Genomic DNA, 24,077 nt, shown 5'->3' on the forward strand with positions numbered 1-24,077 from the left:
TGTATGACGACTCCTGCTGATGTGCATGACGTACGGGACCCCGAGCAGCCCGGGCGGCTGCTCACGATCGAGCGTGACGCGCTGATCCCCCTGCTGCGGGGCCGGGCCGGGGAGGACTTCGCGCGGCCGGTCGCCGCGTGTCCGGGATGGACGGTGCGGGACGTGCTGGCGCACTGCTCGGCCGCGCTGACCCGGGTGGCGGAGGGCAGGTTCGAGGAGGGCGTGTTCTCACCCGAGTCCAACGACCGGGACATCGCGGAGCGGGCCGACTGGAGCGACGCGCAGGTCGTCGACGAGCTGGAACGGGGGATGGGCGAGGCCGGGCCCGTGATCGCCGGGGCCGGCGGGAAGCTGGACGGTCTCGCCCTCGGGGAGTGGGTGCACGCCGGGGACGTGCGCGAGGCCCTGGGCGAGCCGGGGGCGTACGGCGGGGCCGGTCTGCCGGACGCGCTCGCGCTGCTCGCGCGGATCACCCGCGAGCGGGGGCATGTGCCGGTCCACGCCGACCTCGACGACCTGGACGAGCCGCTGCGGCTCGGCGAGAGCGGCGGGGAGCGGCCCCCGGGCCGTTTCATCGGGGACGGGCCGACGCTCGTACGGCTGTACACGGGGCGGCCGGTCGCCGGGGCGCCGGCGTTCGAGCTGGCCGGGGTGGAGGCGAAGGAGCTGAACATCTTCGGCTGAGGCACGCGCTCGGGGCCGGGGTTCCGTGCCGGGAGGCGTGCCTCGGGCTTCGGGGTTCCGGCCTGGGGGCGTGGCTCGGGCTTCGGGGTTCCGGCCTGGGGGGGCGGGCTTCGGGGTTCCGGCCTGGGGGTGTGGTTCGAGCTTCGGGGGGCCGCGCGGGGACGATCGTGCCCGCGGTGGGTTCCGGCGCGACGACCGGGGGGAGCGGCTTCGGGGTTCCGGCCTGGGGGCGTGGCTCGGGCTTCGGGGTTCCGGCCTGGGGGGGCGGGCTTCGGGGTTCCGGCCTGGGGGTGTGGTTCGAGCTTCGGGGTTCCGGTCCGAGGGGTGTGGCTTGGGGCCGGGGTTCCGTGCCGGGAGGCGTGCCTCGGGCTTCGGGGTTCCGGCCTGGGGGGGTCGGGCTTCGGGGTTCCGGCCTGGCGGTGCGGTTCGAGCTTCGGCCCTGGGTCTCGCGGCGCGGGGGCTTCGAGTCCGGTGTGAATGGGCAGCGTAGTCTTGATTGGACTAGACCTGTCATCGAACGCCGACGCATGCCGACGAAGGGGCCCCATGAGCAAGCGTGCAGTCCTGGAGGTGATCGCCCTCGGCGTCGAGGACGCGGTCGCCGCCCAGGCGGGAGGCGCGGACCGCCTCGAGCTGGTCACCGACATGGCGGCCGACGGGCTCACCCCGTCGGCCGCCACCGTCGCCGCCGTCCGGCGCGCGGTCGACATCTCCCTGCGGGTGATGATCCGTCCGGCGGACGGGTTCGCGGCAGGTGACGTCGACAGGCTCGCCGGTACGGCCGAGGAGCTGCGGGAGGCCGGGGCGTCGGAGTTCGTGCTGGGCTTCCTCGACGGTGGGGGTGCGGTCGATCTCACCGCCGTGGAGCGGGTGGTGGCGGTTCTGGACGGATGCCCCTGGACGTTCCACCGGGCCATCGACCGGGCCGCCGACCGGGACGCCCTGCGCAAGCAGCTGGACGGGATGCCGGGGCTGGACACGTACCTGACGGCCGGGTCTGCGGACGGGGTCGACGGCGGGTTGCCCGTGCTGCTCACGGAGGCCGGGCGGTCGGGGGAGCCGGGGTACGAGCAGCGGTTGCTGGTGGGGGGCGGGCTGCGGCTGGAGCATGTGCCGGTGCTGTTGGAGGCCGGTGTCGACGGGTTTCACATCGGCGGGGCGGCTCGGCCGCGGGGGTGGGACGAGCCGGTGTCGGTGGAGGCGGTGACCCGGTGGCGGGCGGCGCTGGACGCCCGTTGACGACGTACTCAGCGCGCCGGTGACACCGGGCCTGCGGCCTGTGGATCACGAAGGGGCGTCCGGCCCTGCGGCAGCGTCTCGGCGACTGTGGTCAGGGCCGGAGTGCTGCCACGCGGTGCCCAGGGAACTGGCTGCGCGACGGGTCAATGACCGGCCGGGGTCGGGCTGGCCGCTTCGCGTGCCGGGGTGGTGGCGAACGATGACTCGTGTACGGCGAAGACCGTGTCGCAGCGGTCCCGGACGCCGGCGTCATGGGTGGCGAGCACGACGGCGCACCCGGCTCGGCTCAACTCGCGGAGTATGTCGATGACGGCGTTGGTGTTGACGTCGTCGAGGGCGCCGGTGGGCTCGTCCGCAAGGACCAGCGTCGGGCGCTGAACCAGGAGCCGGGCCAGCGCCACGCGTTGCTGCTCGCCGCCGCTCAGATGGTGGATCCGTTCCTTGCCCCGGCCCGCCAGGCCGACCCTGTCGAGGGCCTCCGCGATGCCTGGAACGTCGCTGTCCTGTCTCTTCCGCCGTGGTCCGATGGCCACTTCCAGGTTCTCCTGGACAGTCGCGTTCTCGATCAGGGCGTAGTGCTGGAACAGGTAACCGAGGGTGTCACGACGGAACCGGCGGATCCTTCCCCTGCCGAATCGTGTGATGTCGTCGCCCTGGTACCGGATCACTCCTGTCGTCGGTCTGTCGAGTAGTCCGAGGCAGTTGAGGAGGGTGGACTTCCCTGATCCGCTCGGGCCGATGAGTGCGAGCATCTCACCCTGGCTGACGGTGAAACTCACGCCGCGCCACACAACCCGTGACCCGAACGACTTGGACAGCTCCTCGACCTCGATCACGACCTTCTCCGAATGGGACGAGGGGGTTCCGGTTCTTGCAGAGCTCATGCGGAGGCCGCGCCTTCCTTCACTATCCGACGATGAAAGAACGCGAGAGCGAGCAGCACGGCTCCGAATTCCACTGCGACCAAGGTCGTGATGACGCCGGCGTCCAGCACGGTGAGGTGAGCGGGTTGAAAAGGAGCGGGCGCACCAGCAGCCGCGTACTCTTTCAGTTCCTTCCCCTGCTGCCATGCCTGGAAAGGCACCCGGGTGGCGAATATCGCTGCGATAGCCAGTTCCACGGCGAGAATGAAACGATGCGTGGTGACATATCTCCAGCCGCTGATGTGTCGCGCGAATATCGTCTGCGCGTTCTTGCGGGAGTAGATGATGCAAACACCGACACCGGCGATCAGGAGAATGATGGCCGAGACGATGAGATTGAACACGTGAAGCCGTAGTTCGCTGACCGCCTCCCTGAGATCCAAGGCGGTTTTCTGGCCCACGGGACTGATTCCGCTGATGTAGTCCTGAAGGCTGTTCGTCTTGATGCCGTTCAGCGCGTCATCGGGGTCGGGGAAGATCAATCCCGACTGAGAGGCGTAGGTGGTGTATGCGTCGTCGGTGAGAAATCGCGAACCATTGGGTACGGCGATGATCACCGGGTCGCGCACCATGGACCGGTCCTCGTCGGGGCCGTGTCCGGAGTTGTAGACATGGGTGCCGGTGTTGTACCCGAAGAGGCGCTGTCCCGTCTTGCTCCTCAGTGCATCGAGCGGGACGTTCCGGTGTTGCCGTGAGCCCATGATGGTGGAAGCCGTCTTCGTGATCACCGCCGTATGAGAGGCGAGAGAATCCGGGATGATGACCCGTAAAGACCGAGAGTCCGGAGCCTTGCCGTGCCTGGGTTGAGCGGTGTAGCGGCGTCCTGCCGGGTCCCGTACGGGCTGCTTGGCGAGATACGTGTCGTTGACGATGAGGAACTCGCCGGACGGCAGACCGGCGCCGGGGGCGGAGGCCTGGAGGTCCCTGCGGCCGGCGAGGACGACCTGACCGCGCCGGTCGGCCTGGCGCAGCCATGGCCCCACGTGCTCGTCCAGTTGTTCCGTGCGCATGGCGAACGCGCCGCTGAGGCGGATCGAGACCGCCTCGCCCACCGTCTCGTAGGCCTTCTGGTTGTCCAGGCGCATCAGCACGCCGCGGCCGGCGAGGGTGACGTTCGTGGCGATGCTGAGCGCGAGCAGCAGCGCGGGGATGCGTACGGCATACACGCTGATGGACGCCGCCCGTGCGGGCAACTCGCCCTTGAGGGACCGCAGTACGTCGACCTTGTAGGTCAGCGCGAGCACGGCCGCGTGGGCCGCGAGCACCAGAATGATCAGGAGGGCGGCGGCCACCGCAGCCACCACGGCGAACAGACCGAGCCAGGCGAAGCCGTTGTAGAGGCCGAGCGAGGTCAGCGTCACCGCCGTCACGGTGCCGGCTGCCGCGAACCAGTAGACCGCCAGTTGTCGCAGGTCACGCAGGAGGATGCCGGTGAACGACATGCCCTGCATCCGCAGGACCCCGTAGGTTTTGGCGTTGAGCAGCACGCTCGCGCCGGTTATCGTCACGGCCGCGAGAGCGACCACGCCGAAGGCCTGGAACAGCGGGTCGTCCGAGTACCGGCTACTCAGCTCCGCGTATGACAAAGGGTGGGTCACGCTCGTGGTGAGACCCAGACGACCGAGCTGGGCCACCAGCGCGTTCACGGTCGCGGCTGGGCCGAACACGTAGTACGAGCCCCGAGGATCCAGCGCTCCGACCTCGGATATCGGGTGCACGCGTGTCGCACGGTTCTTGCTGAACTGCGGATAGCCGTCGTCCAACCAGTCCTCGGTCATGGAAGTGCCGACGGGAGTCAGATACAGATGCCGCAGGCCGTCGGGATTCATCATGTCGGGCATCTCGCGGGCTACCCCGACCTTGTACTCGGCCGAGAAGGTTTCGACAGCCCGGACGACTTGGGCTCCGCTCTTTGACCCGTCGGAGTCGATCACTTCGACAAGGGCTGTGTTTCCCAGTACTCCGGTCTCGTCCAGGCCGCGCACGAAAAGAAAGGACAGTGCTGCGGCGAAGGCGAGAACCGCGGCGTGGACGAATCTCGTGCCTCGATGCAGCATCTCTTACCAGTCAATCCATGAGGGAACAGCTGTGGGGGCGAGCACCCGCCCCCACAGCTGAGTTGTCAGCAGCTGGGGTCGTAGTGGTACGAGATGGCGCCGCCGTTCTTCGTGCCCGAAGCCAGGGACCACGGGCCCGGAGACGTGCAGCCGCTCTTGAAGGTCTGACTGCCGATCTTCACGGACGACGAGTGCCAATTCGACGCGTGCTTGAAGTTCGACCACGCCGTATTGGCGCCCTGGTCGTAGCTCCACTTTCCGCCGGCCACATCGACGGTGGTGGCGATCGCGGGTGTCGCCGCAGCGAAAAGGAGGGCCGCAGATGCGACGGCCGCCTTGACCACGTTCTTCTTGTGCATGGTAAATCACCTCTCACTGTGAACTTTTCATGGACTTGTCGTGTGCACCCCAAAGCTTGAACGGAAAGTGATCACGGCGCAACAGGCTGATCGTTTTCGGCTTTCAGTTGGCTGAAAAGCCATGCCGTGGATCATGAGGTGGGGCGGCGCGAACGGCGTGAGGGGCGAATCCGGACAGAGGCGGGATTTCTGCCGTCACGATGGCCCGCAGGAGCAAGTGCGTTGCGGCGTGGGCCAGGGTATTTGGCTTAGAGTGCTACGGGTCGTGGCCGGTAGCGATCTGGGAATCCGGCCCCATCGCCAACCGTCCTCGGGAGCCCACTTCATGTCGACCGGCCAAAAGTTAGAGACGGCATTCCGCTTTTCCCGGCCGGAAAAAGAAGCTGTGGCGCGGACCGCCTCGTATCGCGTTGCCCTCGTCTGGCTGCTGCCGATGCTGTGGACGTTGGCCTGCGGTCTGTGGGGGCTGGCGCGGCAGGACAGCGTATGGCGGGACGAGGCCGCGACCTGGCAGGTGGCTCAACGCTCGACAGCGGAAATCTGCCACATGCTGGGGAACGTCGATGTGGTCCATGGGCTCTACTACCTGCTGATGCATGCGCTGTTCGAGTGCTTCGGCCCCGGCACCACGACGCTGCGGCTGCCGTCGGTGCTGGCCACGGGGGTCGCTGCGGCTTGCGTGGCCGTCGTCGGCCGCCGACTGGCCGGCGCTTGTGCCGGCCTGGCCGGCGGGATGACACTCGGACTGCTGCCGGCCGTGCAGTTCTACAGCCAGGAGGGCCGGTCGTACGCGTTGGTGGCGGCCGGGACCGGGGTTTCCACACTGCTCCTGGTGACCGCTCTGCAACGGCGGGTCCAAAGGCGTCACTGGGCCGCTTACAGCGGCGTCGTCCTCTTCGCGGGCCTGCTGAACTGGCTCTCGTTGATGGTCCTCGCGGCGCACTTCGTCACCCTGCTCTGGACTTCCGCCGGGCGCGCGGTGCTGGCTCGCTGGGCGGTGGCGGCCGGGTGCGCCACGGCCGGGGTGCTGCCGTTGATCATGTTCAGCCGAAGTCAGTCCGGGCAGGTGTCATGGATACCGCCGCTGTCCGGGCACATGCTGATCGGCCCCGCCGTTCTGCTGGCGATCGGGGGCATCGGCGCACTGCTGGACCGGCCGCGGGTCGGCCGGTTGTCAACGGCGGCGGTGGGATTGCCGCTGCTGGCGGTGCCGCAACTCGGCCTTGTCGCGCTGTCGTTGATACAGCCGTTGTTCCTGGACCGCTACATCCTCTACAGCATGCTGGGGCTGGCTCTCCTGATCGGTACCGTCGTCCACTCGGCGGTACGGGCGGCCAGACCCCGCTTCCCGCAAGCGTCAAGGTGCATCCTCCCGATGGCGCTCGCCGTGGCGATGCTGGCACTGCTGCCGCAGTCACTGGCCAAGCGATCGCCGGCGAGCAGGGTGGACGACGTCCTGGCGGTGGCCTCGGACATACAGCGCCTGAAGCAGACCGGGAACGGGGTCCTCTTCATACCGTCGGCCCGTCGGGACACCAAGTCCGTCTCCCCGGAGGCCTTCGCGGGGCTGCGGGACATAGCACTGGTGGAGACCCCGGTGGGATCGGGCACCCTGAAGGGCGTGGAAGCGGCCCCGGACCGCATACGCGCTGCGCTGCTGGCCGAGCACCGGGTCCTCCTGGTGACGGACGCATCTCCGGTGGCCCGCCCGGTGACGGCTGCCCGGGACAGAGTGAAGGCAGCCGTCTTACGCAGGTACTTCACCCCGGTGGCCGACGAACAGATCCGCGGCCGCAGGGTGACGGTGTACGAACGCGGGCCGACGACTCGCTGACCGCCACCGTGGACTTCCTGGCCGGGCGGTCGCAAGTCCTTGGCCGCGAGCGCGGCGCGTACGTCCGGAAGATCCGTTCAGGTCAATTGCGGGGGCAGTGGAACCGTGTGGGTCACCGTCAGTCCCGACACCGCTCGCGTGAGTGCCACGTACAGGCGGCGCAGGCCCGTTCGTTCGTCCGGTTCGCCGTCCACCACCGCACGGGGTTCGTCCAGGACCACGTAGTCGTACTCCAGGCCCTTCGCCAATGAGGCCGGGACCAGGGTCAGGCGGGTGTCCGTGGTCGTTTCCTCGCCGGGGCCGAGATGCGGGAGGCCGGCTTCCGTCAGGGCCTTGGCCAGTTCGGGCACGCGGGCGTCCGCCGCGATGAGGCCCGTCGAGCCCTCGTGGCGCAGCAACTCGCGGCACGCCTCGACCACGTCCTTCGTGCCGGAGACCTGCCGGACCTCGAAGTGGCCCGGGTTCTCGCGGATCGAGGCCACCGGGGTCAGGCCCGGGGCGATGTGCGGGAGCAGCCGGGAGGCGTAGGTGATGACGTCCGTCGGGACGCGGAAGCCGGCCGTCAGCTCCTCCACCAGGGCGTCCTGCTTGCCGAGATGGGTCAGCGCCTCCTGCCAGCTCCGGGTCGCCCAGGGCGTCGTCCCCTGCGCCAGGTCACCGAGCACGGTCGCGCTTCCGGTGGTGCAGCGGCGGCCCACCGCCCGGTACTGCATGGGGGAGAGGTCCTGCGCCTCGTCGAGGACGACATGCCCGAGGGAGTGCGTGCGCTGGATCAGGTCGGTGGCCTCGTCGATCAAAACGGCGTCCGCGGTGGACCACTTCGCCGACTTCACGCTGCGCGCCGGCTTCTCCCAGAGGATCGCCTTCCGCTCGTCCTCGTCGAGGATCCCCTCGGCGTGCGCGGCGAGGAACTCCGCGTCCGACAGCAGCCGCAGCACCAGCTTCGTCGGCTCGACGGCCGGCCAGACCGTCTTCACCGCCGCCTTCACCGCGCTGTTGCGGGCCACCGCGTCCTGCACGCGGTCGTCCGGCGCCTCACCCGACCGTTCCATCTGGACCAGCACGGCGTGCGCGATGCGCTGCGGCAGGGCCTCGCGCGCGGCACCGTAGCGGATGTCGCGGTCGAGCAACTCGCGGACGATGTCCTCCAGTTCGTACGCCGGGACCCGCCAGCGGCGGGAGCCGCGCACGACCACGACCGGCTCGGTGGGCATGGTGACGTGCGCGTAGAGGGCCCGGCGCAGCACCTGCGCCAGCCGGGCGTCGCCCTTGACCACGGCGGCGCGCGCGTCGTCCGTGCCCTTGATCTCGACACGGCCGACGAGGTCGTCGACGGTCGCCTGCTGCACGGTCAACTCGCCCAGTGCGGGCAGGACTTGCTCGATGTAGTGCAGGAAGGACCGGTTCGGCCCGATGACCAGCGTGCCGGTGCGGGCGAGCCGCTCGCGGTGGGCGTAGAGGAGGTAGGCGACCCGGTGCAGGCCGACGGCGGTCTTCCCGGTGCCCGGGCCTCCCTGCACGCACACCGTGCCGGAGAGACCGGACCGGACGATCTCGTCCTGCTCCGGCTGGATCGTCGCGACGATGTCCCGCATCGGACCGACACGCGGCCGCTCGATCTCCTGCTGGAGCAGCTTGCTGGTCCGGGCCGCCTCGGCCGGGTCCGACAGGTGCTCGTCCTCGTACGCCGTGATGTCGCCGCGGGTGTAGCCGAAGCGGCGGCGCAGCGCGATGTCCATCGGGTCCTTCTTGGAGGCCCGGTAGAACGGCTGCGAGACCGGCGCACGCCAGTCGATGACCATGGGGTCGCCGTCGTGGTCGTGCACATGGCGGCGACCGATGTAGAAGCGTTCGCCTTCCGCGCCCTCCGCCGCTTCGGCGCCGGGGGCGTGCAGGTAGTCGAGCCGGCCGAAGAACAGCGGGGTGTCGCTGAGGTCGGCCAGCGCCTTGATGCGCTCCTCGATCTGGCGGGCCAGCACCTCCGCGTTGACCCAGTTCGCGGTGACGTCGCTGATGTCGAGGGCCTCGACGTCCTCGCGCATGGCACGCAGGGCGGATCGGGACGAGGAGAGGTGGGAGCGCTCACGCGCGAGCGGGTCGTCGACGGGCGTGGACAAGGGGGTGCCTCCGGAAGGGCCTGCTGAGACTGGGCGGTGAGGTGCCGACCGGTTTCCGTCCGGTCGGCGGCACTCCGTGAGGGAGGCGGGCAAGAGCGGAGATCTTAGAGGAGCGGGGGTGGTGACCGCGAACGGTTTTTCCGTCCCCTAGGGGACGGGCCCCTCATCCTTGAGGGGAGCGGGTCGGCCCAGCGGCGTACACGGCCGCCGGGAGGTTCGGCCCCGAGACCGACGCGGGCCTTATGGGCCGAATCGCACCATGGAGACATGAGCGCAGCAACCATCCACCCCGCCCCGGCGCCGGGCCGCCCGCCCGGCGCCACCGCCGTGACAGGCAGCCACCGTCACCGCCTCGGCGACGCCCTGCGCGCCGTCAAGGTCTTCGCGGGCGCCGCCTTCGACGTGATCGTCCTCGGCCAGTACGGCGAGGAGGTCGGCGTGGTCCGCCGCCACAAGTGACCCGTCCCGCCCGCCCCGTGAAGTGACCCGACCCGCCGGTCCGTAAGAGTGACCCGCCCTGCCGGTCCCTGGAAGTGACCCGCCCTGCCGGTCCCTGGAAGTGACCCGCCCTGCCGGTCCCTGAAAGTGACCCGCCCTGCCGGTCTGTAAGAGTGACGCGCCCTGCCGGTCCCTGGAAGTGACGCGCCCTGCCGGTCCTGGGCGATGAGCCGGGCCGCCCCTCCTGCTCAGCTCTCCGCGAGCAGCTCGTCCGCGTCCACGATCCGGTACGCGTACCCCTGCTCCGCCAGGAAGCGCTGGCGGTGCGCGGCGAAGTCCTGGTCGATGGTGTCCCGGGCGACCACCGAGTAGAAGTGCGCCTGATGGCCGTCCGACTTGGGACGCAGCACCCGGCCGAGGCGCTGGGCCTCCTCCTGCCGGGAGCCGAAGGTGCCCGAGACCTGGATCGCGACCGTCGCCTCCGGCAGGTCGATCGAGAAGTTCGCGACCTTGGACACGACGAGCACGCTGATCTCCCCCTCCCGGAAGGCGTCGAAGAGCTTTTCCCGCTGCGCGTTCGACGTCTCGCCCTTGATCACGGGCGCCCCGAGGTGCTCACCCAGCTCGTCCAGCTGGTCGATGTACTGCCCGATGACGAGGATCTGCTGCCCCGCGAACTTCCGGACCAGCGCCTCCGTGACCTTCCGCTTGGTCGCGGTCGTCGCACAGAAGCGGTACTTCTCCTCCTGCTCGGCCGTCGCGTACGCGAGCCGCTCGGAGTCGGTCAGATTGACCCGGACCTCCACACAGTCGGCGGGCGCGATGTAGCCCTGTGCCTCGATCTCCTTCCACGGCGCGTCGAACCGCTTGGGGCCGATCAGGGAGAACACGTCCGACTCCCGGCCGTCCTCGCGGACCAGGGTGGCGGTCAGGCCGAGCCGCCGCCGCGCCTGGAGGTCGGCGGTGAACTTGAAGACCGGCGCGGGCAGCAGGTGCACCTCGTCGTAGACGATGAGCCCCCAGTCCCGGGAGTCGAACAGCTCCAGGTGCGGGTAGACGCCCTTTCGCCGGGTGGTCAGCACCTGGTACGTGGCGATGGTGACGGGCCGGATCTCCTTGCGGGTGCCGCTGTACTCGCCGATCTCCTCCTCGGTCAGCGAGGTCCGCTTCACCAGCTCGTGCTTCCACTGCCGCGCCGAGACGGTGTTCGTGACGAGGATGAGGGTGGTCGACTTCGCCTGGGCCATCGACCCGGCCCCGACCAGCGTCTTCCCGGCACCGCAGGGCAGGACGACGACGCCCGAACCGCCGTGCCAGAAGTTCTCCACGGCCTGCTTCTGGTACGGCCGGAGCGCCCAGCCGTCCTCGGCCAGCTCGATGGCGTGCGCCTCGCCGTCGACGTACCCGGCGAGGTCCTCGGCGGGCCAGCCCAGCTTGAGCAGCGTCTGCTTGATCTGCCCGCGCTCGGAGGGGTGCACGGCGACCGTGTCCGGGTCGATGCGGGCGCCGACCAGGGGCGTGATCCTCTTCGATCTGAGGATCTCCTCCAGCACCGGGCGGTCGGTGGTGGTCAGGACCAGACCGTGCGTCGGGTGCTTGGACAGGGTGAGACGGCCGTAGCGGTCCATCGTCTCGGCGATGTCGACGAGCAGCGCGTGCGGCACCGGGTAGCGGCTGTACTTCACGAGCGCGTCCACGACCTGCTCGGCGTCGTGGCCGGCCGCGCGGGCGTTCCACAGGCCGAGCGGGGTCACGCGGTAGGTGTGGATGTGCTCCGGCGCCCGCTCCAGTTCCGCGAACGGGGCGATGACTCGGCGGCAGTCGTCGGCCTGCTCGTGGTCGACTTCCAGGAGCAGGGTCTTGTCGGACTGGACGATCAGCGGACCATTCACGCGAGGCACCCTTTCTGTGGCCAAAGGACTCGGACGGCTCGACAGCGCGACGCCTCGGCCAAACGTCCAGTGTGCCTGATCGACCGCGTCAGGTGGTGTGATCTGCGCGTCCGGTCGTACTGAATGCCTATTCATCCCAACGTGTGGTGTGAATTCAGTTTTTCCCTCGCGGCCCCGAAGAATGGCGCAGGTGCGCAACCCGACGACCACCACGCTCGGATACGCCCTCTTCGCCACCCGCTGGCTCCAGGCCCCGCTGTACTTCGGGCTGGTGGCCGCCCAGGGCGTCTACGTCTACAAGTTCTTCAAGGAGCTCTGGACCTTAGTCCTGATGTGCGTGAGCGGGCACGCCACCGAGACGTACGTGATGCTCGCGGTGCTCAAGCTGGTCGACGTCGTCATGATCGCCAACCTGCTGATCATGGTGATCGTCGGCGGCTACGAGACGTTCGTCTCGCGCATCGGCCTCCAGGGCCACCGTGACCAGCCCGAATGGCTCTCGCACGTCAACTCCAACGTGCTGAAGGTCAAGCTCGCCACGGCGATCGTGGGCATCTCCTCGGTGCATCTGCTGCAGATGTTCGTGGACGTCCACCACACCTCCCACCACGCGCTGCTGTGGGGGACGGTGATCCACATGGCGTTCATCGCCTCGGCGGCGATCCTCGCCTACATGTCGGGGCCGATGGTCGCGCAGGCGGACCGCGGCCACACCGACCGGGCACCGGCAGGGCACGGGCAGGCGGGGCAGGCCCAGGCAGGGCACGCGCACGCACAGCACGCACCGGCCGGGCACGCGCACGCACAGCACGCACCGGCCGGGCACGCGCACGCACAGCACGCACCGGCCGGGCACGCATGCGCACAGCACGCACCGGCCGGGCACGCGCACGCACAGCACGCACCGGCCGGGCACGCGCAGCCCGGGCACGCGCAGGCCGGGGACCAGGAGGAGAGCGACCGCGGAGACCGGCACCTGGCCCAGCCGGGACCCGAGGCCCCGGTGGTCACACCGGCCCTCCCTCGACAGCCCGGACCGGACGCCGACGCCGACGCCGAGGCCCGGATCCGTGCCGCCGGCTTCCCCGCCCGCAAGCTGCTCGAGGACTTCGACCAGCAGCACCCCCGGGACTTCGACCGGGAGACCGTGGCGCGGCTGGGCAAGGCGGAGTTCGTCACCGCCCGGCGCAACGTGGTCCTCGTCGGGCCGCCCGGCACCGGCAAGACCCATCTCGCCGTCGCCCTGGGCGTCCGTGCCTGCCAGGCCGGGCAGCGGGTGCTGTTCGGGACGGCCGCCGAGTGGGCGGCCCGGCTCTCGGACGCCCGGGCCGCCGGCCGGCTCGACGCGGAGCTGACCGCTCTCGACGATCACCCCCTCCTGATCGTCGACGAGATCGGCTACACGCCCTTCGACGCGGCGACCGCGGGCCTGTTCTTCCGGCTCGTCGCCCACCGCTACGAGCGGGCCTCGCTGATCGTGACCAGCGACCGCCCGCTCGGCCGCTGGGACGAGGTCTTCGGCCCGTCCGCCCCGGCGATGACGGACCGCCTGGCCCATCACGCCGACATCGTGCGGCTCGACGGGGACAGCTATCGCACGCGCCGCGCTACTTCAGCGTGGGCAGACTGATGGTGTTGACCAGCGGACCCTCGACGCTGACCCCCTCGGTGACCAGTGGTTCCACGGCGGCGACCGGCAGGGGCAGCGGCGCCGCGGGTGCCGCTGCGGCCGAGGGCGCGAGCACCCCCACGAGCGCGACGGCACAGAGAGCGGCGGCGGGCAGGTTCTCACGCATGGGGACGGCAGAGCCTTTCGGAGACTGACATCGGCGGACGGCGACACCGCACCGCCGTGAGCCGGTTCGGGGACGCCCGGACCGGCCCGCGGAGCACGCGGGAGCGCATCGGACGGGTGCGGATCGGGCGGGTGCGGATCAGACCTGCGGTGTCTCCAGGACGAGGCCGGCGACGTCGATGCTCACCGCGGAGGCCGGGGTGGCGAGGCCGCCGAACGTCATCAGGGCGGCGGTGACGAGGACGGCGGCGACTCGACGGACAGCGCGCATGGGGGGAATTCCTTTCGGACGGCTCACAGGACACCCGGTGGCTGCCCCCGCGCGCACGGCGTGATGCGGCACGCCCGGAAAGGTCGCCCGAGCGTGGGAAATCCCCGGCGTGGCGTGCATGAACGCCCGCGCGCACCCGATCGGGTGACGCGGCCCGTCGACCGACAAGTCGCGCGCCGCAACCGACACCCCCGGGGGCCGGTCCGCGTCGTCGGCGCGTGACGCGGGGCCGTCAGCCCGCGTCGTCGGCGAGCTCGGCGACCCCGGTGATCCGGTGCAGCGGATACGTACGGACCTCGTCCGCGGTGTGGTCGTACGCCGTGACGAAGCCGCCCTCGACGCGGATCGGGGCGATGACCCGCTGACTGGCGGTGCCCTCGGCGTTGACGTAGCCGATCCACACGGCCTCGCCGGTCAGAACGGCGGCCTGCATGGTCGCGAGGGTCTCGGCGGCGCCGGTGCGGGGCGGTTCGCCGTTGGCCGCCGGGGCGCTGCCCGGCTTGCGCGGGGCGGTGGAGGCGAGGTCGCCGGCCCGGATGGCGCGCAGCGCGGCCGCCAGGAGGGTGTCGTCGGGGACCGGCGGGCCGTCGGGGACCGGCTCGGGCGCGGCGCGGGGCGGGGTGCGGTGGGCCAGGGCGCGGGTGATCAGCACATCGCCCTCCGCGGACTCGGCGGCCGGCGCGAACCCCATCGCCCGCAGGCCCTCCAGGAGCCCCACCGGGTCGGCCTGGGCGGCCAGCACGGTCGGGGCCAGCCGGCGCAGCCCGAGCCCCGCGCCCCGCTTGTCGGCGAGGATCTCGCTGAGCACCGCGTCGTCGTCGCAGCGCACGTACGCCGAGGCCGCGCCGACCCGCAGATGGCCGTGCCGGCGGGCCACGTCGTCGATCAGGTACGCGAGCGGCTGCGGCACCGGCGTGCGGGAGTGCGCGGCGAGGAAGGCGTGCAGGTCGGAGGCGGCCTGACCGGCGTCCAGCGCGCGCCGCACCGAGCCGGGCGTGAACCGGTACACGGTCGCCCCACCCTTGGACTCGACGTCCGCCAGCACGCCCAGCATGTCCGCGAGCGGCCGCCGCAACGGTCCGGGCGCCACCGCCGTCAGGTCGGCCTGGAGCAGCACGTGGTCCAGCGGTTCGGGCAGCAGCGGCGCGAGAAGCCGGGCCGCGGCGGCGGAGGCCACGGCCTGTTCGGCCGGGGAGAGGGGAGCGGACGGGGCGGAGCGGTGGTGGTGGACGGGCAGCTTGTCGCCCGGCCCGGCGGGCTCCGCTTCCGGGCCCTTCGCGGCAGCCGCGGGAGCAGCGGGCGCGCCCAGCAGCGCCCGGCCCTGGGTCGACAGCGCGCCCCGGCCCGTGACGCCCAGCAGCTCCGCCTCGGACAGCGCCCACTCGGCGAGCCGGCCGCGCAGGTCGTCCTCGCGCCGGTCGCCGCGCAGGGGCCGCTCCCAGCGCAACCGGGCGAGCACCGACTCCGCGGCGGGCGCGGCGCCTTCCGGCAGCCCGGCGAGCAGCGCCAGCACCCGGTGCCGTACCTCGGGCGCCGCCGAGCGGTCCAGGCCGGGCCCGAGCGCCGACAGCGTCCGGTCCTTGGCGTCCCGCCCGCCCACCAGACCGGCCGTCCTGGTCGCCGCGAGCCACGCCGTGACCAGTCGCGACCAGCGCTCCGCAGGGGGCTGCTCGAGCCACTCGTCGTAGGCGGGGGTCGCCGCGTACCGTTCGTCGGCCTCGCCGTCGGAGGCGATCAGACCGGCCGCGTACGCCAGTTCCACCCAGAACGCGGCCGTCGGCTCGGGCACGTCGAGGGCGACGGCGGTCCGCTTCAGGTCCCGCACGCTCAGCCCACCGGCCCGCAGCACCGCCGGCCCGCCCTCGTCCCAGTCCTTCAGCAGCTCCTCGACGGTCGCGAGCGCGGTGTACGCCTGACCGGCGGCGGTGCTGTCCACAACCTGTGGACGATGTGCGGCGGCCGCCTCGACCACCGGCGGTACCGGCTCGGCCACCCGGTGCGCCAGACCCCGCCGCAGGTGCAGGGCGACCTCGCGCGGCAGGACGACCGTCCCGGGCGCCGTCGGCAGCAGCAGCCCGCGGTCCAGCAGCCAGCGCAGCCGGGGCGCCGGATCGGCGGTGACCTGCCCGTACGGCGGCCCCCACACCAGGCGTTCCAGTACGTCGAGGGAGTCGGCCGGGGCGTCGGCGAGCAGCGCGGCCATCCGGGCCCGGTCCGTGAACAGCCCGGCCAGGGCGGTCACCGCGGAGACCGAGTCGTGCGTCGAGGCCAGTCCGGCGGCGGCGACGATCTCCTGGATCCGGCCCGGGGACATCCCGGCGGTGGCCTCCTGGACCGTCGGGCCGAGCCCGGTCGGCGAGGGGTGCTGCGGCGAGGGGGCCAGCAGCTCACGCGCCGTGCGGAGCAGCCGCAGCCGGTCGTCGTCGCCCCACACCAGGGCCTGCTCGCGCAGCAGGCCGACGGCGTGCGGCAGGGCGGCGACGACGGCCGGGTCGGCGTCGTCCCCGGCCATGAGCCCGAGCAGCTCGCCGTACGTCGCCGGGTCCGCGGCCACGGCCAGCGCCTCCGCCGTCTGCAGCGCGAACCGGTCCAGCCGCTCCAGGGCCCGCACCACCGAGGCACGGGTGCCGGCACGCGTCGCGAGCTGGGTGAGGTCGGTGGGGACGGGCGTGATGAGATCCGGGCGGCTGCGCAGGAGCGCGCCCAGCGAAGCATCGCCCCGCGCGCGGAGCGCTTCCGCGAGGGAGCGGGGGGCCGGGGGCCTGTCCTCGGTGCTCATCCGGTCCACGGTAGCGGGTCGCCCGCGGCGGCCGGGCCGATCGTGCGCGGCCTCGCCCCCGTACGCGGGACGGGCTTTTGGCCGCCCCGAGGGCACTCGCGGTACCGTCGTGCGACGGCGTCACGCAACGCACCCGCCCCGGAGGGGACTTCGTGGGGATTGAGAGCGACCAGGTCGTTTACGAGTATCTGAGCCGCGTCGGCGACGTGGCCCAGCAGCGGCAGTTGTCGTCGGCCACCCGCATGCGTCTGGTCGCGGACCTGCGCAACGAGATCGACAAGCGCCGCTCGAAGGCCACCGTCGACTCGCCCGCCGCCGTCCGCCGCATCCTGTCCCGCCTGGGCAGCCCCGACGACGTCGTGACCGCGGCGGCGGGCGGCACGACCGGTGAGCCCTACGGCGTCGCCCCCGCCTCCGTCCCGGTGCAGCGCGAAACCGAGCCGGAGGAGCGGGGCGAGCGGGCGAAGGGCGTCATGCGGCGCGTCGTACCGCGCCCCCGCCCGGCGCGGCCCGTCGAGGACCCGCACCCCGCGCCGTCCGACGGGGCGGCCCCGCCGCATCTGGCCGCCGGGCACGAGCTCGGGGACAGCGCGCTCCAGCCGGACTGGTGGCGGGTGGAGAGCGGCCCCTTCGGCGTGGGCGACGAGGTGCCGGGCTTCGTGGGCGGTGTGGAGCTGCCCGACCTGCTGAAGCCGCCGGCGCAACGGAAGGCGCAGCAGGAGAGGCCGGACGCCGAGGAGACGGCCCCGGCCGTGGAGGCGGCCGAGGTGGCGGACGCGGCCGACGTGACCGGGAAGGGGGGCCGCCGCCGTCTGGTCCGCCTCCCCGCCGGGAACTGGAGCAACCCGCTCCTGCTGATCGCCGCCGGGCTCCTCGTCGCCGGTGCCGTGCTAGGCAACTGGTTCGTCCTGCTGCTCGGCTGGCTCATCGCCTACGCCTCCCGCCGCCTCACCCAGGCCGAGACCAAGTGGGCGGTCGTGATCCTGCCCGGCCTCTCCCTGGCGGGGGGCCTGGTCTGGCTGTGGGGCCGGATGAACGGCCGCTGGGGCACCCCGATCGCCGAGGGCCACATGAACGCGGCGGTGTCGGAGACCTGGCCGTGGGTGGTCAGGGGCGCGGCGGTGGCATCGGCACTGTTCCTGGTGTGGCGTTCACAGCGCTCGCGCTAGCCGACGCCCCGGGGGTGTCCGCCGATCACAGCCGGACGTCTGCCGTTCACACCGCCTGGGCACAATGGCCCATATGGCACTCACCGTCGGCTTCGACCTCGACATGACCCTCATCGACTCCCGGCCCGGCATCCGCGCCTGCTACCAGGCACTGTCCGAGCGCACGGGCACGCACATCGACGCCGACCTGGCGGTCACGCGGCTCGGGCCGCCGCTGGCCGATGAACTGATCAACTGGTTCCCGGCCGAGGAGATCCCGGTCATGGCGGACCTGTACCGGGAGATGTACCCGACGATCGCCATCGCCGCGACCCCGGCCCTGACCGGCGCCCGGGAGGCCATCGCGGCCGTACGGGAGGCCGGCGGACGCGCGATAGTCGTCACCGCCAAGTACGAGCCCAACGCCAAACTGCACCTCGCCCACCTGGGCATCGAGCCCGATGCCGTCATCGGCGACCTGTGGGCCGAGCAGAAGGCGGAGGCCCTGCGCGAGCACGACGCGGGCGTCTACGTCGGCGACCACGTCGGGGACGTCCGCGGCGCCCGGGCCGCCGGGGCCCTCTCGGTCGCGGTGGCCACCGGCCCCTGCCCGCCGGAGGAACTGCGCGCGGCGGGCGCGGACGTCGTCCTCACCGATCTGACCGAATTCCCGCGGTGGCTTTCGGACTACCGTCCCGCACGCGCCTGACGCCGGCCCGCTGCCACGGAACGCAGCACTCCCGCACCGGCCATCAGGAATCCGACGGCCATGAGCATGCTCAATCCGAACATGTACGTCGGAAAGGGAGTCGTCCCGAGCAACAGCGGGGCGACCGTGACCAGTGTGGCCAGGGCGCCGATGAAGAACACGACGGCTCCGGCCCGGACCAGGCGGTCACCGGGAGCGGCGGAATTCGTTTGGGTTTTGTCACGCACCCGACCAGGGTAGTTCCCAGCGCGAAGGAACAACCGGGTGACGTCTTGTCACCGGCTGCCTGAGCATTAGCCTTGGTACCGGCGGGTCCGTACGACCCGCCCGAGTGCTATCAAGAGCCGTTTCCAGAAGCAGTTTTCCGACGAGTACGAGGACGAGGACAGACGTGCCTACCGGCAAGGTCAAGTGGTTCAACAGTGAGAAGGGCTTCGGCTTTCTCTCCCGTGACGACGGCGGCGACGTCTTCGTCCATTCCTCGGTCCTCCCCGCCGGAGTCGAGACGCTCAAGCCGGGCCAGCGAGTGGAGTTCGGCGTCGTCGCCGGACAGCGCGGCGACCAGGCGCTGTCCCTGGCGATCCTGGACCCGACCCCGTCCGTCGCCGCCGCGACCCGCAAGAAGCCGGACGAGCTGGCCTCCATCGTCCAGGACCTGACGACGCTGCTGGAGAACATCACGCCCATGCTGGAGCGGGGCCGCTACCCCGAGAAGACCGCGGGCAAGAAGATCGCCGGCCTGCTGCGCGCGGTCGCCGACCAACTGGACGTCTGAGACCTCTTGGACATCTGAGACCCTTTGGGCGTCTGAGACCCTTTGGGCGTCTGAGACCTCAGGGAAAGCGCAGCGCGTCCGGACCGAGGGGCGGTACGAGTCCCTCGGCCGCCGCGCGGGTCAGCAGTCCGCGTACGGCCGCGTAGCCGTCCTCGCCGAGGCCCGCGGTGAACTCGTTGACGTACAGCCCGATGTGCTGGTCGGCGACGGCCGGGTCCATCTCCTGGGCGTGCTCCATGACGTAGGGCCGGGACGCCTCGGGATCGTCCCAGGCGGCGCGCACGGACGTCCGGATGGAGTCGGCGAGCAGCCGCAGCTTCTGCTCCCCCAGTGACCGCTTGGCGATGATCGCGCCCAGCGGGATCGGCAGCCCGGTGGTGTTCTCCCAGTGCTCGCCCATGTCGGCGAGCTTGTGCAGTCCGTACTGGCCGTAGGTGAAGCGCGCCTCGTGGATCACGAGCCCCGCGTCGACCTTGCCGTCCCGCACGGCCGGCATGATCTCGTGGAACGGCATGACGACGATCTCACCGACCCCGCCGTCCAGCGTGTCCGCGGCCCACAGCCGGAACAGCAGATAGGCGGTCGACTTCTCACTGGGCACCGCGACGGTCCGCCCGGTCAGGTCGACGTCGGCCTCCCGCGTCAGCACCAGCGGCCCGCAACCCCGCCCCAGCGCGCCCCCGCAGGGCAGCAGGGCGTAGTCGTCGAGGACGTACGGCAGCACGGCGTACGACACCTTCAGCACGTCGAACTCGCCGCGCTCGGCCATGCCGTTGGTGATGTCGATGTCGGCGAAGGTCACGTCGAGGGCCGGGGCGCCCGGGACCCGGTCGTGGGCCAGGGCGTCGAAGACGAACGTGTCGTTCGGGCAGGGCGAGTACGCGATCTGCAGCTGCTCAACCGTCATGCCGGTTCCAACCCTCCAGTACGGGCGGGAGCTTCCCGAACCCTTCCGTCAAGGCTGCCAGGGCGTCGCCGATCCGCCACGCGGCGCGGTCGCGGGGGCCGACGGGATTGGAGATCGCCCGGATCTCCAGTACGGGCACGTTGTGCGCGGCGGCGGCCTCGGCGACGCCGAAGCCCTCCATGGCCTCGGCGAGGGCGGTGGGGTGCCGCTCCCGCAGCGTGGCGGCCCGGGCGGCCGTCCCGGTCACGGTCGACACGGTGAGGACGGCCCCGGTGCGGGCCCCGGTGGCCTCGGTGACCCGCCGTACGAGATCGGCGGGCGGCTCATGCCTGACGTTCCCGAACCCGAGCTCGGTGACCGGCACGAACCCGTCCTCGGTCTCGGCCCCCAGATCGGCCGCGACGATCCCGTCGGCGACGACCAGCGACCCCACGGCCGCCTCGGGCTGGAACCCGCCGCCGATCCCGGCGGACACGACGAGGTCGTACGGCTCGCCCTTCAGGGCGGCGGCGGTGAGAGCGGATGCAGTGGAGGCAGCGGCAAGCGCGGGCCCGACACCGACGACGATCACATCGACCTGGCCAGGGCTGCCGGCAGCCGAACTGCTCCCGCCATGGGCAGCCGAACCGCTACCGCCGTGGGCAGTCGTTCCGCCAGAGCGATGGGGGTCCCCCCTGCTCGAGCGAAGCCGAGAGCTTGGGGGAGGGTGGGCACTGCCTGCAGTGCCGAGCACCGCTTCATCGGGCCCCGGGGAAAACGTCCCAAGACCCGCCGCCACCGCGTCCCTCTCCACGGAGACGGCAGTGGCCACGAGTACCCGGCTCAGCCCGGCGGCAGCGATCAGGCGTCCTTCTTGAGCTTGAAGTTCCAGAGCCCGGACGGGTCCTTGTCGCCTTCCTTGATGGACACCAGCGTCGAGTTGCCCTGCGCGCCGTACTGGGCGTTGAAGAACACGCTGCCCGGAATCGTGCGGTAGGTCTTCGTGCTGGAGTCGGTCAGCGGCTGACCGTTCATCAGGATCGTCCAGCCCTCGTCGGCGATCTCGGGGTCGACCCCGAAGCGCACCGTCTCGTCGGGGTCGACGGAGATGCTCTTGATGCCCTTGTCCTTCAGGCACCCGGCGAGATCGGACGGCTTCAGGGCGTCGCCCTCGCCGCCGCAGGTGGCCTCGGAGTTCACCGAGTCGCTGCCCACGGTGACCGTGGCCATCGGCGTCGGCTTGTCACAGGCCGACAGGACGAGCAGTCCGGCGGATACGACGCCGGCGACGGCGACGGCGCGGCGGCGTCGCACAACGGATTGCAACGTGTTCATGGGCGAAGGCTATCGGGCCCGCACAGCGGACCGCCCACGCGGGGTACGGCTCCCTGGCAGATCCATCAGAAGGGCCCTACGCGGCCCCGCGCCGCCCTACGCCACCCGAGCCCGCCCCGTGCTCCCGCGCCGGGCCGAGTCGATCAGCCCCCGCACGGTCGTCAGCCACCCGATGCCGACGATCGCGGCACCCACCGCCAGCCCGGCCGTGCCGTTGAGCGGCATCACGATTCCGACCGCCCCGCCCAGCACCCAGGACATCTGCAGCAGCGTCTCGGAGCGGGCGAAGGCCGACGTACGGACGCTCTCGGGTACGTCCCGCTGGATCAGCGCGTCCAGGGACAGCTTGGCCAGGGCCTGCGCGAACCCGGCGATCGCCGCCAGCGCGGCCACCAGGACCGCGCCGAAGAACACCGCCGCCGTGATCGCCGCGCCCGCCACGCACGCCACGACCGTCACGATGATGATCTCCGGCGCCCGAGACCGCAGCCACGCCCCGACGGCCGTACCGAGCGCGTTGCCCACGCCCGCCGACACGCCCACGATCCCCAGCGACACGGCGGCGCTCTGGCCGGAGACCGGGTGCTCGCGCAGCAGGAACGCCAGGAAGAAGATCAGGAACCCGGTCAGGCAGCGGATGGCGGCGTTCGCGGCGAGCGCGTGGGTGACGGCCGGGCCGACCGTGCGCAGCCCGGGCCGCTTGACCGGCTGCCGGTGCGGCCCGTGCAGGTGCTGCTCGTCGGCCGCCAGCAAGGCGCGGTCCTCGCCCTTGGCGGAGTCGACCTTCGGCGGCAGCGTGAACGACAGGATCGTGCCCGCCACGAAGAGCACGAAGGCGCCGAAGAGCGGCCAGCGCGGCCCGATCTGCTGGAGTCCGGCACCGACGGGCGCGGCGACGCCGGTGGCGAGGAGGCCGCCGAGGGTGACCCGCGAGTTGGCCTTCACGAGGGAGAACCGCGGCGGCAGCAGCCGGGGCACGACGGCACTTCTGACCACGCCGTACGCCTTCGACGAGACGAGGACGCCGAGCGCGGCCGGGTACAGCTCCAGGCCGCCGCTGACGACCGCTCCGGACAGCACGATCGCGAGCAGCGCCCGGGCCAGCATCGCGCCGGCCATGGCGGCGCGGCGGCCGTGCGGGAGACGGTCGAGGAGGGGGCCGATGACGGGGGCGAGGAGGGTGAAGGGCGCCATGGTGATGGCGAGGTAGAGCGCGACGCGCCCGCGCGCCTCGTCGGTGGGCACGGAGAAGAAGACGGTGGAGGCGAGGGCGACCGTGATCATGACGTCGCCGGCGCCGTTCACCCCGTGCAGTTCGATCAACTTGCCGAGGCCGGACTCTCCGGCGCCGTGCGCGTGGGTGGCCTTGCGGATGCCGCGGGCCGTGCCGGTCACCGGGAAGTGCAGGGCACGGCCGACCGAGCGGAAGAAGCCGCCCATACGGCCCGGTCCGCCCGGTCGGATACTTCCCTTGACCCCTTTCGACCCACCGGTCCCGGTGGCGCCCGGGGGTGTCTTCGCGGCTGCCACGACGTCATAGTGCCCCGATAAGGCCGTGGGTAGTGCCATTACCGCTTGTATAGGGCCTGTGGGGTGACTGTCCGGGGCGGCGGCCCGGGGTCCGGTGGGTGGCACAACAGGACCGTCGGTGTACGCGGCGTGGGGCGGAAGGGTAGCGTGCGTATCTCAGCCATCCCGCAAAATGGATGAAGGATGTCGACGCGGTCCCCCGGTCCGCTCCGTCCGCCCCCGCGCCGGGAGTGGCGCACTCGTGAGACGGCGTATGGAGAGAAGCGATACCTGTGAGCGCAGCGACAACGCGAAGCCGCACCCCTGACCGTCTGTGCGCCGAGGCCGTCGACCTCGCACGCGCCGCAGCCGAAGAGGCAGCCGCGCCAGGAATCGTCGGCGAGCATGTGGGACTGGTCTCCGAAGGGGACCGCGTTGTCACGCACTTCTTCGAGTGCCGGGAGCTCGGTTACCGGGGCTGGCGCTGGGCCGTGACGGTGGCCCGGGCCTCCCGGGCGAAGATCGTCACGGTGGACGAGGCGGCGCTGCTGCCCGGACCGGACGCGGTGCTGGCGCCGGAGTGGGTGCCGTGGAGCGAGCGGCTGCGTCCCGGCGACATGGGGCCGGGCGATCTGCTGCCCACCGACGCCGAGGACCTGCGCCTGGAGCCGGGCTACTCGGGCGAGGACGAGCCGGCGCCGAACGTCCCCGTCTCCCACGAGATGGCCGACCTGGTCGAGGCGGAGGACGCGGACCTCACCACGGCCTCGGCGTCCGGCTTCACGCTGGCCCCATCCCGCGGTTCGATCCCGGCGGTCGCCGAGGAACTGGGCATGCGCCGGGCCCGCGTCCTGTCCCGCTACGGCCTGCACAGCGCGGCCGACCGCTGGGAGGAGGCGTTCGGCCCCAAGACCCCCATGGCCCAGTCGGCCCCCGCGGCCTGCGTCAGCTGCGGCTTCCTCGTCCCCATCGGAGGCACCCTCGGCCAGGCCTTCGGCGCCTGCGCCAACGAGTTCTCCCCGGCCGACGGCCGCCTGGTCTCCCTCGCCTACGGCTGCGGTGGCCACTCCGAGGCCGCGGTCATGCCCCGCCCGCCCCAGCCGCCCGCCCCGGTCATCGACGAGACCCGGGTCGACCCGTTCCCGCTGCGCCCGGCCCCGGACTCGGGCTCGGTGACACCGACGGCGGACGCGGACACGGAGGAACTCGGGCACTCATAGCGGCCGGCCGTACACACGTCCTTCACGCCACCGCCCGCACGCCCGGCCGCCCACGTCGGGCAGGCGCACGCCGTCCGCTCCCCAAGCGGTACCTTCTCCTCACGTCC

Annotated in this window: 22 protein-coding genes; 9 read left to right on the plus strand and 13 right to left on the minus strand. The window is 71.6% G+C overall.

Annotated elements, in window-relative coordinates; genetic code table 11:
* The first annotated feature begins 3 nt into the window (after nt 1-3).
* Together FDO69_RS34075 and FDO69_RS34080 are read left to right on the plus strand one after the other, a co-directional pair.
* A complete protein-coding gene (locus FDO69_RS34075) occupies nt 4-684 on the plus strand; it encodes a maleylpyruvate isomerase family mycothiol-dependent enzyme (RefSeq protein WP_104786048.1) in 681 nt (226 codons plus the stop codon).
* 546 nt (nt 685-1,230) lie between these two features.
* The gene (locus tag FDO69_RS34080) at nt 1,231-1,923 is read left to right on the plus strand and encodes a copper homeostasis protein CutC (protein WP_104786051.1); all 693 of its coding nucleotides are present in this window, start codon (nt 1,231-1,233) and stop codon (nt 1,921-1,923) included.
* Between the two features lie 143 nt (nt 1,924-2,066).
* On the opposite strand, the gene FDO69_RS34085 is transcribed toward FDO69_RS34080, so the two are convergent.
* The 3 genes from FDO69_RS34085 to FDO69_RS34095 form a co-directional block, all read right to left on the minus strand.
* The gene (locus FDO69_RS34085) at nt 2,067-2,807 is read right to left on the minus strand and encodes an ABC transporter ATP-binding protein (protein ID WP_234388214.1); all 741 of its coding nucleotides are present in this window, start codon (nt 2,805-2,807) and stop codon (nt 2,067-2,069) included.
* Nucleotides 2,804-4,903: a hypothetical protein gene (locus tag FDO69_RS34090; protein ID WP_104786057.1), complete on the minus strand. Its 2,100-nt coding sequence runs from the start codon at nt 4,901-4,903 to the stop codon at nt 2,804-2,806. Before FDO69_RS34090 ends, FDO69_RS34085 begins: the two co-directional genes overlap by 4 nt.
* A gap of 65 nt (nt 4,904-4,968) precedes the next feature.
* The gene (locus FDO69_RS34095) at nt 4,969-5,262 is read right to left on the minus strand and encodes a lactococcin 972 family bacteriocin (RefSeq protein ID WP_104786060.1); all 294 of its coding nucleotides are present in this window, start codon (nt 5,260-5,262) and stop codon (nt 4,969-4,971) included.
* 433 nt (nt 5,263-5,695) lie between these two features.
* On the opposite strand from FDO69_RS34095, the gene FDO69_RS34100 reads away from it, so the two are divergent.
* The gene (locus FDO69_RS34100) at nt 5,696-7,096 is read left to right on the plus strand and encodes a glycosyltransferase family 39 protein (RefSeq protein ID WP_104786207.1); all 1,401 of its coding nucleotides are present in this window, start codon (nt 5,696-5,698) and stop codon (nt 7,094-7,096) included.
* 77 nt (nt 7,097-7,173) lie between these two features.
* On the opposite strand, the gene FDO69_RS34105 is transcribed toward FDO69_RS34100, so the two are convergent.
* Nucleotides 7,174-9,213: a HelD family protein gene (locus FDO69_RS34105; RefSeq protein WP_104786063.1), complete on the minus strand. Its 2,040-nt coding sequence runs from the start codon at nt 9,211-9,213 to the stop codon at nt 7,174-7,176.
* Nucleotides 9,214-9,480: 267 nt separating this feature from the next.
* Here FDO69_RS34105 and FDO69_RS34110 point away from each other — a divergent pair, with 267 nt between their 5' ends.
* Nucleotides 9,481-9,672 carry a hypothetical protein gene (locus tag FDO69_RS34110; RefSeq protein ID WP_104786066.1) on the plus strand — a complete coding sequence of 64 codons (192 nt, stop codon included), beginning with the start codon at nt 9,481-9,483 and terminating at the stop codon, nt 9,670-9,672.
* A 227-nt stretch (nt 9,673-9,899) separates the two neighbouring features.
* On the opposite strand, the gene FDO69_RS34115 is transcribed toward FDO69_RS34110, so the two are convergent.
* On the minus strand, nt 9,900-11,543 hold the full coding sequence (locus FDO69_RS34115; RefSeq protein WP_104786069.1) for a DNA repair helicase XPB: 1,644 nt from the start codon (nt 11,541-11,543) through the stop codon (nt 9,900-9,902).
* Between the two features lie 190 nt (nt 11,544-11,733).
* Between FDO69_RS34115 and istB the strand changes: the two genes are divergently transcribed.
* Nucleotides 11,734-13,173, plus strand: coding sequence for an IS21-like element helper ATPase IstB (gene istB, locus FDO69_RS34120; protein ID WP_234388215.1), 1,440 nt, complete (start codon nt 11,734-11,736; stop codon nt 13,171-13,173).
* Here the strand turns inward: istB and FDO69_RS34125 are convergent.
* From FDO69_RS34125 to FDO69_RS34130, 3 genes are all read right to left on the minus strand, one after another.
* Nucleotides 13,151-13,339 carry a hypothetical protein gene (locus FDO69_RS34125; RefSeq protein ID WP_104786075.1) on the minus strand — a complete coding sequence of 63 codons (189 nt, stop codon included), beginning with the start codon at nt 13,337-13,339 and terminating at the stop codon, nt 13,151-13,153. The genes istB and FDO69_RS34125 overlap by 23 nt on opposite strands.
* 138 nt (nt 13,340-13,477) lie before the next feature.
* A complete protein-coding gene (locus FDO69_RS42780) occupies nt 13,478-13,609 on the minus strand; it encodes a hypothetical protein (RefSeq protein WP_267896267.1) in 132 nt (43 codons plus the stop codon).
* A gap of 232 nt (nt 13,610-13,841) precedes the next feature.
* Entirely contained in the window at nt 13,842-16,388 is a 2,547-nt protein-coding gene (locus FDO69_RS34130) for a helicase C-terminal domain-containing protein (protein WP_104786210.1), read from the minus strand.
* A 152-nt stretch (nt 16,389-16,540) separates the two neighbouring features.
* Here FDO69_RS34130 and FDO69_RS34135 point away from each other — a divergent pair, with 152 nt between their 5' ends.
* Together FDO69_RS34135 and FDO69_RS34140 are read left to right on the plus strand one after the other, a co-directional pair.
* The gene (locus FDO69_RS34135; protein WP_104786078.1) at nt 16,541-17,557 is read left to right on the plus strand and encodes a hypothetical protein; all 1,017 of its coding nucleotides are present in this window, start codon (nt 16,541-16,543) and stop codon (nt 17,555-17,557) included.
* Between the two features lie 64 nt (nt 17,558-17,621).
* A complete protein-coding gene (locus FDO69_RS34140; protein ID WP_104786081.1) occupies nt 17,622-18,245 on the plus strand; it encodes an HAD family hydrolase in 624 nt (207 codons plus the stop codon).
* Here the strand turns inward: FDO69_RS34140 and FDO69_RS34145 are convergent.
* The gene (locus FDO69_RS34145; RefSeq protein WP_053672617.1) at nt 18,224-18,472 is read right to left on the minus strand and encodes a hypothetical protein; all 249 of its coding nucleotides are present in this window, start codon (nt 18,470-18,472) and stop codon (nt 18,224-18,226) included. The two genes, FDO69_RS34140 and FDO69_RS34145, sit on opposite strands and share 22 nt — an antisense overlap.
* A 164-nt stretch (nt 18,473-18,636) precedes the next feature.
* Here FDO69_RS34145 and FDO69_RS42785 point away from each other — a divergent pair, with 164 nt between their 5' ends.
* Nucleotides 18,637-19,020: a cold-shock protein gene (locus FDO69_RS42785; protein WP_003991106.1), complete on the plus strand. Its 384-nt coding sequence runs from the start codon at nt 18,637-18,639 to the stop codon at nt 19,018-19,020.
* A 58-nt stretch (nt 19,021-19,078) separates the two neighbouring features.
* On the opposite strand, the gene FDO69_RS34155 is transcribed toward FDO69_RS42785, so the two are convergent.
* The 4 genes from FDO69_RS34155 to FDO69_RS34170 all read right to left on the minus strand — a co-directional run bounded on the left by FDO69_RS34155 (nt 19,079) and on the right by FDO69_RS34170 (nt 22,771).
* Nucleotides 19,079-19,927 (minus strand): 1,4-dihydroxy-6-naphtoate synthase, encoded by an 849-nt coding sequence (locus FDO69_RS34155; protein WP_104786084.1) that lies wholly within the window; start codon nt 19,925-19,927, stop codon nt 19,079-19,081.
* On the minus strand, nt 19,917-20,798 hold the full coding sequence (locus FDO69_RS34160; RefSeq protein WP_420878566.1) for a futalosine hydrolase: 882 nt from the start codon (nt 20,796-20,798) through the stop codon (nt 19,917-19,919). Before FDO69_RS34160 ends, FDO69_RS34155 begins: the two co-directional genes overlap by 11 nt.
* Complete coding sequence (locus FDO69_RS34165; RefSeq protein WP_170320984.1) at nt 20,768-21,241, minus strand: DUF2771 domain-containing protein; 474 nt, start codon at nt 21,239-21,241, stop codon at nt 20,768-20,770. The genes FDO69_RS34160 and FDO69_RS34165 overlap by 31 nt, the downstream gene beginning before the upstream one ends.
* A 96-nt stretch (nt 21,242-21,337) precedes the next feature.
* The gene (locus tag FDO69_RS34170; protein WP_104786093.1) at nt 21,338-22,771 is read right to left on the minus strand and encodes an MFS transporter; all 1,434 of its coding nucleotides are present in this window, start codon (nt 22,769-22,771) and stop codon (nt 21,338-21,340) included.
* A 272-nt stretch (nt 22,772-23,043) separates the two neighbouring features.
* Between FDO69_RS34170 and FDO69_RS34175 the strand changes: the two genes are divergently transcribed.
* Nucleotides 23,044-23,970 (plus strand): DUF3027 domain-containing protein, encoded by a 927-nt coding sequence (locus tag FDO69_RS34175; RefSeq protein WP_104786096.1) that lies wholly within the window; start codon nt 23,044-23,046, stop codon nt 23,968-23,970.
* The last annotated feature ends 107 nt before the right edge of the window (nt 23,971-24,077 follow it).

Origin of the sequence: Streptomyces tibetensis, from assembly GCF_007655005.1 — a bacterium.
GTDB classification, from domain to species: Bacteria; Actinomycetota; Actinomycetes; order Streptomycetales; family Streptomycetaceae; genus Streptomyces; species Streptomyces tibetensis.

Bases quoted from the DNA above. Each gene is read 5' to 3' on its own strand.
- FDO69_RS34075 (WP_104786048.1), top strand. From the start codon at position 4: ATGACGACTCCTGCTGATGTGCATGACGTACGGGACCCCGAGCAGCCC.
- FDO69_RS34080 (WP_104786051.1), top strand. From the start codon at position 1,231: ATGAGCAAGCGTGCAGTCCTGGAGGTGATCGCCCTCGGCGTCGAGGAC.
- FDO69_RS34085 (WP_234388214.1), bottom strand. From the start codon at position 2,807: ATGAGCTCTGCAAGAACCGGAACCCCCTCGTCCCATTCGGAGAAGGTC.
- FDO69_RS34090 (WP_104786057.1), bottom strand. From the start codon at position 4,903: ATGCTGCATCGAGGCACGAGATTCGTCCACGCCGCGGTTCTCGCCTTC.
- FDO69_RS34095 (WP_104786060.1), bottom strand. From the start codon at position 5,262: ATGCACAAGAAGAACGTGGTCAAGGCGGCCGTCGCATCTGCGGCCCTC.
- FDO69_RS34100 (WP_104786207.1), top strand. From the start codon at position 5,696: ATGCTGTGGACGTTGGCCTGCGGTCTGTGGGGGCTGGCGCGGCAGGAC.
- FDO69_RS34110 (WP_104786066.1), top strand. From the start codon at position 9,481: ATGAGCGCAGCAACCATCCACCCCGCCCCGGCGCCGGGCCGCCCGCCC.
- FDO69_RS34125 (WP_104786075.1), bottom strand. From the start codon at position 13,339: ATGCGTGAGAACCTGCCCGCCGCCGCTCTCTGTGCCGTCGCGCTCGTG.
- FDO69_RS42780 (WP_267896267.1), bottom strand. From the start codon at position 13,609: ATGCGCGCTGTCCGTCGAGTCGCCGCCGTCCTCGTCACCGCCGCCCTG.
- FDO69_RS34130 (WP_104786210.1), bottom strand. From the start codon at position 16,388: ATGAGCACCGAGGACAGGCCCCCGGCCCCCCGCTCCCTCGCGGAAGCG.
- FDO69_RS34140 (WP_104786081.1), top strand. From the start codon at position 17,622: ATGGCCCATATGGCACTCACCGTCGGCTTCGACCTCGACATGACCCTC.
- FDO69_RS34155 (WP_104786084.1), bottom strand. From the start codon at position 19,927: ATGACGGTTGAGCAGCTGCAGATCGCGTACTCGCCCTGCCCGAACGAC.
- FDO69_RS34165 (WP_170320984.1), bottom strand. From the start codon at position 21,241: ATGAACACGTTGCAATCCGTTGTGCGACGCCGCCGCGCCGTCGCCGTC.